The organism is Enterobacter chinensis (genome assembly GCF_034008295.1).
GTDB classification, from domain to species: Bacteria; Pseudomonadota; Gammaproteobacteria; order Enterobacterales; family Enterobacteriaceae; genus Enterobacter; species Enterobacter chinensis.
The window spans coordinates 103,896-116,604 of record NZ_JARDVI010000002.1 but is presented as its reverse complement, the minus strand read 5'-3'; the positions used below and the strand labels follow the sequence as shown (position 1 = coordinate 116,604).

14 protein-coding genes and 1 riboswitch are annotated in these 12,709 nt (G+C 59.3%); of the genes, 13 read left to right on the top strand and 1 reads right to left on the bottom strand.

Annotated elements, in window-relative coordinates; all coding sequences use genetic code 11:
• Positions 1–7 precede the first annotated feature (7 nt).
• The 3 genes from cobA to PYW49_RS05525 are packed head-to-tail and all read left to right on the top strand — an operon-like array spanning position 8 to position 2,539.
• On the top strand, positions 8–778 hold the full coding sequence (gene cobA / locus PYW49_RS05535; RefSeq protein ID WP_134349175.1) for a uroporphyrinogen-III C-methyltransferase: 771 nt from the start codon (positions 8–10) through the stop codon (positions 776–778).
• Positions 779–816: 38 nt separating this feature from the next.
• On the top strand, positions 817–1,887 hold the full coding sequence (gene cobD / locus PYW49_RS05530) for a threonine-phosphate decarboxylase CobD (RefSeq protein ID WP_320385920.1): 1,071 nt from the start codon (positions 817–819) through the stop codon (positions 1,885–1,887).
• Between the two features lie 4 nt (positions 1,888–1,891).
• On the top strand, positions 1,892–2,539 hold the full coding sequence (locus PYW49_RS05525; RefSeq protein ID WP_320385919.1) for a precorrin-2 dehydrogenase/sirohydrochlorin ferrochelatase family protein: 648 nt from the start codon (positions 1,892–1,894) through the stop codon (positions 2,537–2,539).
• On the opposite strand, the gene PYW49_RS05520 is transcribed toward PYW49_RS05525, so the two are convergent.
• Complete coding sequence (locus PYW49_RS05520) at positions 2,531–3,397, bottom strand: L-threonine kinase (RefSeq protein WP_320385918.1); 867 nt, start codon at positions 3,395–3,397, stop codon at positions 2,531–2,533. The two genes, PYW49_RS05525 and PYW49_RS05520, sit on opposite strands and share 9 nt — an antisense overlap.
• 453 nt (positions 3,398–3,850) lie before the next feature.
• Positions 3,851–4,025: riboswitch (cobalamin riboswitch) on the top strand.
• A 100-nt stretch (positions 4,026–4,125) separates the two neighbouring features.
• Between PYW49_RS05520 and PYW49_RS05515 the strand changes: the two genes are divergently transcribed.
• From PYW49_RS05515 to PYW49_RS05470, 10 genes are read left to right on the top strand one after another with little or no spacing between them, the layout of a single operon-like run.
• Entirely contained in the window at positions 4,126–5,505 is a 1,380-nt protein-coding gene (locus tag PYW49_RS05515) for a cobyrinate a,c-diamide synthase (RefSeq protein WP_320385917.1), read from the top strand.
• A complete protein-coding gene (gene cbiB / locus PYW49_RS05510) occupies positions 5,502–6,461 on the top strand; it encodes an adenosylcobinamide-phosphate synthase CbiB (protein WP_134349170.1) in 960 nt (319 codons plus the stop codon). Before PYW49_RS05515 ends, cbiB begins: the two co-directional genes overlap by 4 nt.
• 12 nt (positions 6,462–6,473) lie before the next feature.
• The gene (locus tag PYW49_RS05505; protein ID WP_320385916.1) at positions 6,474–7,106 is read left to right on the top strand and encodes a cobalt-precorrin-8 methylmutase; all 633 of its coding nucleotides are present in this window, start codon (positions 6,474–6,476) and stop codon (positions 7,104–7,106) included.
• A complete protein-coding gene (cbiD, locus tag PYW49_RS05500) occupies positions 7,103–8,242 on the top strand; it encodes a cobalt-precorrin-5B (C(1))-methyltransferase CbiD (protein ID WP_320385915.1) in 1,140 nt (379 codons plus the stop codon). The genes PYW49_RS05505 and cbiD overlap by 4 nt, the downstream gene beginning before the upstream one ends.
• Positions 8,236–8,841: a cobalt-precorrin-7 (C(5))-methyltransferase gene (locus PYW49_RS05495; RefSeq protein WP_320385914.1), complete on the top strand. Its 606-nt coding sequence runs from the start codon at positions 8,236–8,238 to the stop codon at positions 8,839–8,841. The genes cbiD and PYW49_RS05495 overlap by 7 nt, the downstream gene beginning before the upstream one ends.
• On the top strand, positions 8,831–9,400 hold the full coding sequence (locus PYW49_RS05490; RefSeq protein ID WP_121425800.1) for a decarboxylating cobalt-precorrin-6B (C(15))-methyltransferase: 570 nt from the start codon (positions 8,831–8,833) through the stop codon (positions 9,398–9,400). The genes PYW49_RS05495 and PYW49_RS05490 overlap by 11 nt, the downstream gene beginning before the upstream one ends.
• A complete protein-coding gene (locus PYW49_RS05485; RefSeq protein WP_134349166.1) occupies positions 9,393–10,166 on the top strand; it encodes a cobalt-precorrin-4 methyltransferase in 774 nt (257 codons plus the stop codon). The genes PYW49_RS05490 and PYW49_RS05485 overlap by 8 nt, the downstream gene beginning before the upstream one ends.
• Positions 10,147–11,202, top strand: a complete 1,056-nt coding sequence (cbiG, locus tag PYW49_RS05480) for a cobalt-precorrin 5A hydrolase (RefSeq protein ID WP_320385913.1) — start codon at positions 10,147–10,149, stop codon at positions 11,200–11,202. Before PYW49_RS05485 ends, cbiG begins: the two co-directional genes overlap by 20 nt.
• Positions 11,202–11,927, top strand: coding sequence for a precorrin-3B C(17)-methyltransferase (locus PYW49_RS05475; protein ID WP_024908221.1), 726 nt, complete (start codon positions 11,202–11,204; stop codon positions 11,925–11,927). Before cbiG ends, PYW49_RS05475 begins: the two co-directional genes overlap by 1 nt.
• Positions 11,924–12,709 (top strand): cobalt-precorrin-6A reductase, encoded by a 786-nt coding sequence (locus PYW49_RS05470; protein ID WP_320385912.1) that lies wholly within the window; start codon positions 11,924–11,926, stop codon positions 12,707–12,709. Before PYW49_RS05475 ends, PYW49_RS05470 begins: the two co-directional genes overlap by 4 nt.

Here is a 12,709-nt window from a genome sequence, read left to right as displayed (position 1 = left end):
TATAACGATGAGTAAAGGGAAAGTTTGGCTTGTAGGGGCCGGGCCTGGCGATGCGTCTTTGATTACGGTAAAAGGTCTGCACTGTATCCGCCATGCGGAGGTGATTGTTCACGATCGCCTGGTTAACCCCGAACTCCTGGCTCAGGCTCCGGCAGGCTGTCTGATTATTGATGTCGGTAAAACCCCAAGCCATCATCCGGTGCCTCAGGAACAAATTAATGCCTTGCTGGTCAAGCATGCCGGGGAGGGGCGGCAGGTGGTGCGCCTGAAAGGTGGTGATCCCTACGTTTTCGGTCGCGGGGGCGAAGAGGCCGAGCAGCTGGCGAAAGATGGCCTGGCGTTCGAAATTGTGCCGGGGATCAGTTCTGCGATTGGCGGGCTGGCCTATGCCGGGATCCCGGTCACACACCGTCATTACGCCTCCAGTTTTCATATTGTGACCGGTCATATGTGCCAGGGGAACGATCCGCAAAACTGGCATGCCCTGGCGCAAATCAACGGAACGCTGGTCATTCTGATGGGAATGACCCGGCTAACGGAAATCTGCCAGCAGCTCATCGAGGGAGGCATGTCCGCCGGGACGCCGGTGGCGGTGGTGATGTATGCCAGCCAGTCTCGTCAGCAGATGGCCAAAGGTACGCTGATCGATATCCACCTCGAAGTTGAACGTCAAAAACTGCATGCTCCTGCGCTTATCGTCGTCGGTGAAGTGGTCAACCTGCAGGAGATACTGGCGTTTTCCGCATCACATATCGCCCTGAATCAGGTTGTTGTCTGATGTTATCCTGACATTTTCGAAATGACCGAGTGAAACGAATGAGTGAGCATGGTGGTAACGTCCTGGAAACGGGGCTGCAGTTGGGGATCGATCCCGAGTTGCTGTTGGACTTTAGTGCGAATATCAATCCGTTAGGGCTACCCGAGCGCGTCAGGTCGCTCATTGTGTCCCATCTGGATATCATCATGCAGTACCCGGACGTTGAATACCGTCATCTTCATCAGGCGTTGGCCAGCGCCAGTCAGTGTGACTATGACCAGACGATTGCCGGCAATGGCGAAACGGAGCTGATCTATGGCCTGGTGCGAACGCTTGCCCCTCGCCGGGCGATGCTGCTGGTGCCGGGCTTTGCCGAATATCGCCGGGCATTACAGCAGCAGGGTTGCGAGATAATCGACTATGCGCTGAGTGAGCAGAACGGCTTCCAGGTCGATGCCTCTCTACTGGACGCCGTTCGTGCACACAGGCCCGATTGCCTGTTCATCGCGACGCCAAACAACCCTACCGGACTCATGCCTGATGCCGATCTTCTCGACAGGCTGGCCTCGCTGTGCGAAGCGCAGCAGATTTCGCTGATTGTTGATGAAGCTTTTATCGATTTTCTGCCGCAGGGCTCCACGCTGGTGCCACGGCTCGCCGAGTCACGCTATCTTTACCTGCTGCGTTCCCTGACAAAATTCTTTGCCATTCCCGGACTGCGTCTTGGGTATCTGCTGAGCGGAAATACGCAAACCATTCGCCAGCTGAAAAGCACCCGTGAGCCCTGGTCCGTGAATGCCTTCTCGGCGCTTGTGGGGCAACATTTGCTGCTGGATGAGGACTATATTGCTCGCAGCCACGCCTTTATCGCCCGGGAGCGGGATTTCCTGTGGCAGGCGATGACGCGCTTTTCATCGCTGGCGGTCTGGGAGCCGCAGGCCAATTTTATTTTCTTCCGCTCCCTGCGTCAGGGGTTCGACCTGAAGGCGGCGCTGCTCGGCCATCATATCCTTATTCGCCACTGCGAAAACTACCCAGGGCTCGATCGCGACTACTACCGGATTGCCGTGCGTACCGAAGCGGAGAACCGCCGGTTTATTGACGCGCTGACTCACGTTTTACAAGGCTAAAGCGATGGACTATTTCCCGATTTTTTGCAACCTGAAGGAGAAACGCTGTCTGATCGTCGGTGGCGGGCAGGTGGCGACGCATAAGGCAAAGGGGCTGCTGGCCGCCGGGGCGGTGCTGCATCTGGTTGCGCCCACCCTGACGCCGGAACTCGCCAGCCTGCACGCGTGCGGTGACATCGAGTGGTTCCCGGCGACGTTTTCGCCGCGGTATCTGCAGTCATGCTGGCTGGTCATTGCCGCAACCAGCGATCCGCAAGTTAACCTTCAGGTCGCCGGTGCCGCCAGCGCGGAGCGCATCTTTTGCAATGTCGTGGACGACCCTTCTGCTGCCACCTTTATCTCACCGGCCATTATCGACCATTCGCCGGTCATTATTGCGCTGAGCTGCGGAGGCAACGCGCCAGTGTACAGCAAGATCCTCAAAGCGCATGTCGCCGCCCATCTTCCTGCGGGCATGCGGGAAAGCGTGCGGCTGGCGGGGGCGCTTCGTGAAAGGGTAAATGGCGCATGCGGTGACCGGGAGCGCAAGCGTGCATTTTGGGGCGCGTTCTTCCGGCATGTTCCGCTGCAGCAGGCCTTAGTGAAGGAACACGAGCAGGAGATTAAGCAGCAGGTCGAGTGGCTCATTGAGCACAGGCTGCTGTCAGAGTAGCGTCACGCCGCCTTTTACCATTCGCAGCAGGTGTTGTTCAGGCCAGTGGCGGGTGAGCTGTTTTTTCGCCAGCAGCCATTTCACATAATCGACATCGTCTTTATTTCTGTCCAGCATCAGTCCCACGACGCTGCCGCTGTGCGCCACGTTCACACCGTAGATGCCGCACTCCTCAACCAGTGAGAGCAGGGCGTCAAAATCCGGTTTAGGCAACAGCGTCTGGCTGGCGATGGCGCTGAGGGTTGCCGCTTCGCCCAGCCGGTAAGGGTTTTGCGTTATACAGGATTCCTGTACTTTTTCCCATGCGCGTTGCAGCGCTGGTGCACCGGCATGTAACCCCGCCTGACGCGGGATGCGGTGGTAATCTGCCGTGCGCAGCGTTTGCGGACTTTCAAGAACAAGCAGGTCGAGATCGGGCTGGGCGTCGCAGGCAATCTGCGTGGAAGCGTCGTTATGATCGAAAAGAGTCAACTGGCGAAACACGGTACTGTCGGTGGGTTCGAGCGAAACGCAGAGTGTTGCCAGCGTGCTTTCGTCGAGCTGGTGCCCCAGATGGTGGGCGGTGGCGACGGCGGTGGCGGCAATATCTGCGGTGCTGCTGGCCATCCCTTTGGCAATCGGGATGGTCGAGTGCACGTCAATGCGGATATCCTGGCTCAACTGCGCCGGGTAGTGCCAGTGCTGCAATAACCGTTCGACCATCGCGCGCGACAGCGGGCGTTCATCCGCCAGGGCCGCGCCCTGGCTCACCTCAACGGTGCTGTACCATTCGACAGGGCAGGAGACCAGCTTTTCACTGCCCAAAATCCAGCCCTGGATAAGCTCACCGCACGACGCGGGGCATTGCGCAACAGCCACCTTTCCACCTTTCTGGTCAGCAATTTCTGGAGCATAGTGTCATGAGGATCTCGCGCTTGCCATGATATACCGCAAATTCCCCCCTGGATTATCTACATATTATTCGGCGATCCTGCTGAACGCGTAACGCCTCAATAAAATCACACGGACCTGTGTTGAATAGCAATATTATGTTATTGCCGGGTTTTAATATCCTGATGAATTTTGATCACGATAAAATGAAAAAATATCAAGTGGTGCAATAACTTGTCATAGCGCAATAAATGTCGAGATTTTAAGCGCAATTATCTTTGCTTTTTATTTTTTGTGATAAAACGTTGAGTTATTGAGAAAGACGTCAATTATTCTGACGCCACGTTGTACTCAGCATGTATTTCATTTGCGGTTAAGTATTTGCCTAAGATGAATTGAAGCGCCGTAAATAGCGTTGCTGTTTTGATAATGTGCTGTTTCTCATAATGTAAGCCGACAGGTTTGCCACATTTGTGGTAGGGAAGGGGGTGACAATCCCCCGCAGCCCCCGCTGCTGTGATGCTGACGACCCCGTAATGACCACTGATCGTGAGATTGGGAAGGACGGGCGAGGAGGACGCTAAGCCAGAAGACCTGCCTGTCGGGAACGTTCAACAACTTCGGTGGGAAGTGGGTTGTACTGATGCATCATACAGTCGAAAGACTGGGACTACGTGTATCTTTACCTCCCTACCACCCTGGACAGGATCAGGGCCATGGCGGCAAAGCAGTACGCGTTTGTTCTGGCAGGTACCGGAAGCGGTTGTGGTAAAACCACAGTGACGCTTGGCCTGTTGAGTCTGTTAAAACAGCGTGGGTTACGCGTCCAGCCATACAAAGTGGGCCCTGACTATCTTGATACCGGCTGGCATACCAAAGTCAGCGGTACGTCCTCCCGCAACCTCGACAGCTTCATGCTTCCTGAACCGATACTTAATGCGCTGTTTTGCGAGCATATGCAGCAGGCGGATATCGCGGTCATTGAAGGCGTGATGGGGCTGTATGACGGCTACGGCACCGATCCGAATTATTGCAGCACCGCCGCGATGGCAAAACAGCTGGGTTGTCCGGTGATTCTTCTGGTGGACGGCAAGGCGGTTTCTACTTCTATTGCCGCTACCGTGATGGGCTTTCAGCGATTTGATCCCTCCCTCAATATTGCGGGGGTGATTGTCAATCGCGTCAATAGCGAATCGCATTATCAGTTGCTCAAAACGGCAATTGAGCACTACTGCACGGTGCCCGTCCTGGGCTATGTGCCGCGCGTTGAGGGCGTCGGTTTGCCCGAGCGCCATCTCGGATTGGTCACCGCCCGGGAGTCGGTCGCGGACCCGCAGACCTGGCAGAATTTTGCCGCCGTTCTCGAACGTACGCTGGATATCGGGCAACTTCTCGCGCTCAGCCAGATGGCGTCGCTGCCGCAGGGCACATGGCCCGCGCTTCCTGACGGGGACGCCGGGCGCGGTTTAACGCTCGCGATGGCCGATGACAACGCCTTCAACTTCTATTACCCGGATAACATCACGCTGCTCGAACGTACCGGGGTCGACATTATCCGCTTTAGCCCCCTGCGCGATAGCCATTTACCTGACTGCCAGATGGTCTGGCTCGGGGGCGGTTACCCGGAACTGTACGCGGCACGGCTTACGGAAAACACCAGCATGCTCGCCAGCCTGCGGGAGGCGCATCGTCGCGGCGTGGCGATCTACGCCGAGTGTGGTGGGCTGATGTATCTCGGCAGCACGCTGGAAGATAGCGAGGGTGTCACTCACCGGATGGCTAACATTATCCCCGGCCACAGCAGGATGGGTAAACGGCTGACCCGTTTTGGCTATTGTGAGGCGCAGGCGCGCCAGCCCACGCTGCTGGCCGATAGCGGCGAGGTGCTGCGTGGGCATGAATTTCACTATTCCGACTTCTCTCCCCAAACCCCTGCGGTACTGGCGTGCCGCAAAGTGCGCGATGGTGTAACGATGCAGGAATGGGCGGGCGGCTGGCAGGTTGGTAACACGTTCGCAAGCTACCTGCACCTCCACTTTGCCCAACGCCCCCTGATGCTCAGTCGCTGGCTGACCGCGGCGAGGGGAGCGTTATGACCCTGATTGCCTGGTGCGTCGCGTGGCTGCTCGATGTCATCATCGGCGACCCGCAAAACTGGCCGCATCCGGTGCGCTGGATAGGTAACCTGATCAACGCGGTGCAGCGGGGTATTCGCCGCTGCTGCCATAGCGACGCGGCGTTACGCGTTGGCGGCGGCGTCATGTGGCTGGTGGTCGTGGGACTGACCTGGGGCATGGCCTGGGGCGTGCTGGCGCTTGGACGGATGGTTCATCCCTGGCTGGGTTGGGCAATTGAGGTGTGGATGACGTTTACCGTGCTGGCCGGGCGCTGTCTGGCAAACGCCGCACGGGACGTTGAACGCCCTCTGCGAGCGGGCGACCTTAATGAAAGCCGCGAAAAACTCTCATGGATAGTGGGGCGCGATACGTCTCAGCTTCAGCCGGAACAGATCAACCGGGCGGTGGTGGAGACCGTCGCGGAGAACACGGTTGACGGCGTTATCGCCCCGCTGTTCTTCCTCCTGCTGGGCGGTGCGCCGCTGGCGATGGCCTATAAAGCGGTGAATACCCTCGATTCAATGGTGGGCTACAAGCACGAAAAATACCGCGCGATCGGCATGGTCAGCGCCCGTATGGATGACGTGGCGAACGCCATCCCCGCGCGCCTGAGCTGGCTCTTGCTGAGCATTGCGGCGTGGCTATGCCGTGACAATCCCTCCCGCGCGCTGCGCGTCGGCTGGCGCGACCGCTACAACCACAGCAGCCCCAACTGCGCGTGGGCTGAAGCGACGGTCGCCGGTGCGCTGGGCATCCGGCTTGGTGGACCCAACACCTATTTTGGCCAGCGCGTGGAAAAGCCGTGGATTGGCGACGCGCTGCGCCCGATTGCGGTAGACGACATTTCCCGAACGATTCGACTGATGTGGGTTTCCTCCATCCTGGCGCTGGCGCTGTTTATTGCAGCACGCTGGCTGATGGCTGGCGTGGCCTGAGGACAAAAGACTATGCAATACATCCAGCAACCCCAGGCGATTGAAGCCAAAAGTTTCGACATCATTGGCGAGATAATCCGCGAAACGCGGCCGGAATACCGGTTCGCCAGCCCGCTGCATGAGGCGATCGTCAAGCGGGTGATCCATACCACCGCAGATTTTGACTGGCTGGATATTCTCTGGTTTTCAGATGACGCGCTGGAGCAGCTTTGCGCGGCGTTCCGTCGCCCGTCCGTTATCTATACCGATACCACGATGGCGCTCTCCGGGATCAACAAAACGCTGCTGGCCACGTTCGGGGGGGAATGCCGCTGCTATATCAGCGACCCGCGGGTGGTGGCGCAGGCAAAAGCACAGGGAATCACCCGCTCGATGGCGGCAGTGGATATCGCGGTGACGGAAGAGAGCGAGAAGGTCTTCGTCTTTGGCAATGCGCCAACGGCGCTGTTTCGCCTGCTTGAGCATGATGTTGCCGTCAGCGGCGTGGTGGGGGTACCGGTGGGGTTTGTGGGGGCGGCGGAATCGAAAGAGGCGCTGACGCACAGCAATTTGCCCGCTATTGCGGCGCTTGGGCGCAAAGGCGGCAGCAATGTGGCGGCGGCGATCGTGAACGCCATGCTTTATTACCTGCAGGGGGCGCGATGAGCGATTCAACCTTCGATGCCCCGGTATGGCATAACGGGAAGGCATTACGTAAAGGCTACACCACCGGTTCCTGTGCGACCGCAGCAGCGAAAGTCGCCGCACTGATGGTGCTTCGCCAGCACCTCATTCATCAGGTCTCCATTGTGACGCCCTCCGGCGTCACGCTGTGCCTGAACGTGGAGTCGCCGCACATTGAAGGGCAGCAGGCAATTGCGGCCATCCGCAAAGACGGCGGAGATGACGTTGACGCCACGCACGGCATGCTGATTTTCGCCCGCGTGACGCTCAACGACAGCGGCGAGATTACGCTGGCGGGTGGCGAAGGCGTGGGGACCGTGACGCGCAAAGGAATTGGCCTGCCTATCGGCAGCGCGGCGATCAACCGCACGCCGCGTCACACTATTGAATCCGCAGTGCGTGAGGCGATTGGCCCGACGCGCGGGGCCAACATTGAAATCTTTGCGCCTGAAGGCGAAGTACGGGCGCAGAAAACCTACAACTCACGCCTCGGCATCCTCGGCGGTATTTCGATCATCGGCACCACCGGCATTGTCACACCGATGTCAGAGGAGAGCTGGAAACGCTCGCTTTCTCTGGAGCTGGAGATTAAACGCGCGGCCGGGCTGGAGCGGGTTGTGCTGGTGCCGGGTAATCATGGCGAGCGCTTTGTGCGCGAGCAGATGGGCATCGATGAAGATGTCGTGGTCACCATGAGCAACTTTGTCGGCTACATGATCGAAGAGGCGGTGCGGTTGGGGTTTCGCCAGATAGTGCTGGTCGGCCATCCTGGCAAACTCATCAAAATTGCCGCCGGGATTTTCCACACCCACAGCCATATCGCCGATGCGCGCATGGAAACGCTGGTGGCGCATCTGGCGCTGCTCGGCGCGCCGCTGGAATTACTCACCGTTGTCAGCGAATGCGATACCACCGAAGCGGCGATGGAGCATATCGAAACCTACGGTTTTCAGCCTATTTACAGCCACCTCGCCGAACGGATCTGCCTGCGCGTAATGCAGATGCTGCGCTTTACCAAAAATCCGCCGACCTGTGACGCCATTATGTTTTCCTTTGATAACCAGGTGCTGGGCAGCAACCGCCCGGTCGAGGCGATAGCCCGGGAGCTGCAATGTTAACGGTCGTGGGAATGGGGCCTGCGGGATTGCACCTGATGACGCCCGCTGCGCGTGAAGCCATCGATCGCGCCGATGCGCTGGTCGGCGGAAAACGCCATCTGCTGCAGTTTCCGGCGTTTTGCGGCGAGACGTTTGTCCTGGGCACCAACATTCCGGAGCTGCTGGCCTGGGTTGAGGCGCGTCAGGAGAAAAAGGTGGTGATTGTCGCCTCCGGCGATCCGCTCTTTTACGGCATTGGGTCGCGGATGGTGGCGCATTTCGGCATTGCGCGCGTACGCATTATTCCCGGCATCAGCGCGGTGCAGTACCTGTGCGCGCAGGCGGGCATTGATATGAATGAGATGTGGCTCACCAGCAGCCACGGCCGCAGCGTAAACGTTGATGAGCTGGCACGGCATCGCAAAGTGGCGATGGTCACCGACAGCCAGTGCGGGCCGAAAGAGATTGCCGCGCAGCTGGTGGCACGCGGTAAGGGCCATCGCTGGATGGTGATTGGTGAAAATCTGGCGATGGAAAACGAACGGATCCACTGGCTGCCCGTCAGTGCGGTCAGTGCCGACTATGAAATGAATGCGGTGGTGATCCTCGATGAAAGATGAACTGTTTCTGCGCGGCGAAACGGTGCCGATGACCAAAGAGGCGGTACGCGCGCTGGCCCTCACTAAGCTCGAGCTGCACCGCGCCAGCCACCTGATTGATGTAGGCGCGGGGACAGGGAGCGTGTCGATAGAGGCGGCGCTGCTGTTTCCCTCGCTGCGCGTGACGGCCATTGAGCGTAACCCTGCGGCTCTGCAGCTGCTTGCGGAAAATCGACAGCATTTTGCCTGTCGCAATATCGCTATTTTGCCCGGCGTTGCGCCGTTGCCGGTGGCGGATAAGGCCGATGCGGTATTTATGGGCGGCAGCGGCGGCCATCTGACCTCGCTTATTGACTGGTCCCTGCGCCAGTTACATCCAGGCGGACGTCTGGTCATGACGTTTATCCTGATGGAAAACCTCCATACCGCGCTGGCCCATCTGCAGCAGATCGGCGTTCAGGACATTGATTGCCTGCAAATGCAGGTCTCCGCGCTGACCCCGCTCGGCAGCGGTCACTATTTCAAACCAAATAATCCCGTTTTTGTTATCGCCTGTCAGAAGGAAGAACACCATGTCTGAGACGTTTGATTCCCGTTGCGTGTGGTTTGTCGGTGCAGGTCCCGGTGACCGTGAGCTCATCACGCTCAAGGGCTACCGGCTGCTGCAGCAGGCGCAGGTGGTTATCTATGCCGGTTCGCTTATCAATACCGAACTGTTGGCCTATTGCCCGCAGGGAGCCGAATGCCACGACAGCGCGGAACTCCATTTAGAACAGATAATCGACCTGATGGCGGCGGGCGTGAAGGCCGGAAAAACGGTGGTGCGTTTACAAACCGGTGATGTCTCCCTCTACGGATCCGTCCGTGAGCAGGGTGAAGAGCTGACCAAACGCGGCATCGCCTGGAAGGTGGTGCCTGGCGTCAGCGCCTTCCTTGGCGCCGCGGCGGAGCTTGGGGTGGAATACACCGTGCCTGAAGTCTCGCAGAGCCTGATTATTACCCGCCTCGAAGGCCGTACGCCGGTGCCGGCGCGTGAACAGCTGGAGTCATTTGCCAGCCATCAGACCTCAATGGCGATTTATCTCTCGGTCCAGCGTATTCACCGGGTGGCGGAACGTCTGATTGAAGGCGGTTATCCGGCCACCACGCCCGTTGCCGTCATTTATAAAGCGACCTGGCCGGAAAGCCAGACCGTACGCGGCACGCTGGCGGATATCGCCGACAAAGTACGCGAGGCGGGGATCCGCAAAACGGCGCTCATTCTGGTCGGGAAATTCCTGGGCGAGGAGTATCACTACTCAAAACTCTATGCCGCGGATTTTAGCCATGAATACCGTAAAGCCTGAGTCCATCGCGCTGTTTTGCCTGACGCCGGGCGGCGTGCGGCTGGCGAAGCGCCTGGCGGCGATGCTGCCGGTAACCTGCTTTACCAGCGAGCGCCTGCAGGAAGAGGGCTTTGTCTCCTTCGGCGGCGGCTTTGCCCCGGCGGTTCGCGAGGCGTTCACGCACTACCCGGCGCTGGTTTTTATCGGCGCAACCGGCATTGCGGTACGCGTCCTGGCGCCTCTCATCCACGACAAACTGAGCGACCCGGCGGTGGTGGTGATCGATGAGCGCGGGCAGCACGTGATTAGCCTGCTTTCCGGCCATGCTGGCGGGGCGAATGCGCTGACCCGCTACCTGGCGGGGATTCTGGGGGCTGACCCGGTGATTACCACCGCCACGGACGTCAACGAGATGTCCGCGCTGGATACCCTTGCCTTCCAGCTGAACGCCCGAATGAGCGATTTCCGAACGACGGTAAAAATCGTCAACCAGATGCTGGTGAGCCATCAGCGGGTAGGGCTGTGGTGGGATGCGGAACTCGATGACGACGTCAGTCAGTGCGACAGGCGCGGGTTTATCACCGTGAACGACCTGCAGCACCTCCCGGAACTGGACGCGCTGGTGTGTATCACGCTGCGCAACACGCTGCCGGAACTGCCGTTGCCGCACTGGAAGCTGGTCCCTCAGCGGGTCGTGGCGGGCATCGGCTGTCGACGCGACACGCCGTTTCCGCTGCTGGCGACGCTGCTGACGCGTCAGCTTGAGGCGCAGCAGTTCGACCCGCTGGCCCTAAAAGCGATTGGCAGCGTCTCCCTTAAAAAAGACGAAGCGGGCCTGCTTCAGCTTGCCGCCTGCTGGCGTGTACCGTTTGAAACCTTTACCGCTGACGCGCTGCGTGAGCACGAACATCGCTTTCCGGCTTCACCGTTTGTACGCCAGACGGTTGGGGTGGGGAGCGTCTCGGGTCCGGCAGCGTGGCTGCTGAGCCATGGGCAACTACGAGGAGAAACCCTGCGCGAACAGGGCGTCACTATCACTTTGGGAGTTTCACACTGATGTTAACCGTAATTGGAATCGGCCCGGGCTCGCAGGCCATGATGACCATGGAAGCCGTAGACGCGCTCCAGGCGGCAGAAATCATCGTTGGCTACAAAACCTATACCCATCTGGTGAAGGCCTTCACCGGCGACAAACAGGTGATCAAAACCGGTATGTGCAAAGAGATTGAGCGCTGTCAGGCGGCGATCGAACTGGCGCAGGCCGGGCATAACGTCGCGCTTATCAGCAGCGGCGACGCCGGTATTTATGGGATGGCGGGGCTGGTGCTGGAGTTGGTCAGCAAACAGAAGCTGGACGTTGAGGTTCGCCTGATCCCCGGGATGACGGCCAGTATCGCCGCCGCGTCTCTGCTTGGCGCGCCGCTGATGCACGATTTTTGCCACATCAGCCTGAGCGATCTGCTGACGCCGTGGCCGGTCATCGAAAAACGCATTGTCGCCGCGGGAGAAGCGGACTTTGTCATCTGTTTCTATAACCCGCGCAGCCGGGGTCGCGAGGGCCATCTGGCGCGCGCGTTCGAGCTCCTGTCCGCCAGCAAAAGTCCGCAAACGCCGGTAGGGGTAGTGAAGTCTGCCGGGCGTAAAAAGCAGGAGAAGTGGCTGACCACGCTGGGCGACATGGACTTTGAACCGGTCGATATGACAAGCCTGGTGATTGTCGGAAATAAGGCCACCTATGTGCAGGAGGGGCTGATGATCACTCCGCGGGGCTATGTGCTGTGAACTATGGCGACGTGCTGGTCATGGGCGGCACCAGCGATGCCCGCGCGATCTGCCAGCAGCTGGATGCGGCCGGCGTGGCCTATACCCTGTCGGTGGCGACGCCCACCGGGGAGCGGCTGGCGGGCGACATTAACGGCCGGGTGCGCTGTGGCCGTCTGGAGCCGCAGCAGATGGTTGACTGGCTTGCAAAAAACAGGACCCGCTGGGTGATTGACGCTTCGCATCCCTACGCTGAGGTGGTCAGCCGCAACATCCTGACGGCCTGTGAAACGGTGGGCGTGCTGCTTAGCCGCTATCAGCGCCCCGAACAGCTCAGCGAGCTGACGCATCCGCTGCTCTACAGCGTGCCGGGAATTGAAGAGGCCTGCGACATCGCGCGGCGGCTGGGTGAACGCGTGCTGCTGACCACCGGCAGTAAAGATCTGGCGCGCTGGCGCGCCGGGCTGCCGGAGAAAACGCTGCTGGCCCGGGTGCTGCCGGTGCCGGAGGTCCTTGAGCAATGCGCCGGGCTTGGCTTTGGCGTTACCGAGATCTTCGCTATGTGCGGGCCATTCAGCGCTGAGTTTAACGCGGCGTTTTATCGCCAGTGCCGGGCTGACGTGATGATAACCAAAGCGTCAGGTGCGGAAGGCGGTTATCGGGAAAAGGTTCAACCCTGTCTGGATGCGGGTATCCCCTGTATTGTGATTACACGCCCGGCGCCGCTGGTGACGGGAGACGAGTTACTGGAAAGTCAGGCCGCATTCGCCGGGCGTTTAGCCCGCTGGCTGGCCGCTGCTTAG

What these genes read in the sequence shown, in the direction of transcription:
- cbiD (WP_320385915.1), top strand. Translation starts at nt 7,103, where the DNA reads ATGAGCGATTCAACCTTCGATGCCCCGGTATGGCATAACGGGAAGGCA.
- PYW49_RS05495 (WP_320385914.1), top strand. Translation starts at nt 8,236, where the DNA reads ATGTTAACGGTCGTGGGAATGGGGCCTGCGGGATTGCACCTGATGACG.
- cobD (WP_320385920.1), top strand. Translation starts at nt 817, where the DNA reads ATGAGTGAGCATGGTGGTAACGTCCTGGAAACGGGGCTGCAGTTGGGG.
- PYW49_RS05490 (WP_121425800.1), top strand. Translation starts at nt 8,831, where the DNA reads ATGAAAGATGAACTGTTTCTGCGCGGCGAAACGGTGCCGATGACCAAA.
- PYW49_RS05505 (WP_320385916.1), top strand. Translation starts at nt 6,474, where the DNA reads ATGCAATACATCCAGCAACCCCAGGCGATTGAAGCCAAAAGTTTCGAC.
- cbiB (WP_134349170.1), top strand. Translation starts at nt 5,502, where the DNA reads ATGACCCTGATTGCCTGGTGCGTCGCGTGGCTGCTCGATGTCATCATC.
- PYW49_RS05485 (WP_134349166.1), top strand. Translation starts at nt 9,393, where the DNA reads ATGTCTGAGACGTTTGATTCCCGTTGCGTGTGGTTTGTCGGTGCAGGT.
- PYW49_RS05515 (WP_320385917.1), top strand. Translation starts at nt 4,126, where the DNA reads ATGGCGGCAAAGCAGTACGCGTTTGTTCTGGCAGGTACCGGAAGCGGT.
- cbiG (WP_320385913.1), top strand. Translation starts at nt 10,147, where the DNA reads ATGAATACCGTAAAGCCTGAGTCCATCGCGCTGTTTTGCCTGACGCCG.
- PYW49_RS05525 (WP_320385919.1), top strand. Translation starts at nt 1,892, where the DNA reads ATGGACTATTTCCCGATTTTTTGCAACCTGAAGGAGAAACGCTGTCTG.
- cobA (WP_134349175.1), top strand. Translation starts at nt 8, where the DNA reads ATGAGTAAAGGGAAAGTTTGGCTTGTAGGGGCCGGGCCTGGCGATGCG.
- PYW49_RS05475 (WP_024908221.1), top strand. Translation starts at nt 11,202, where the DNA reads ATGTTAACCGTAATTGGAATCGGCCCGGGCTCGCAGGCCATGATGACC.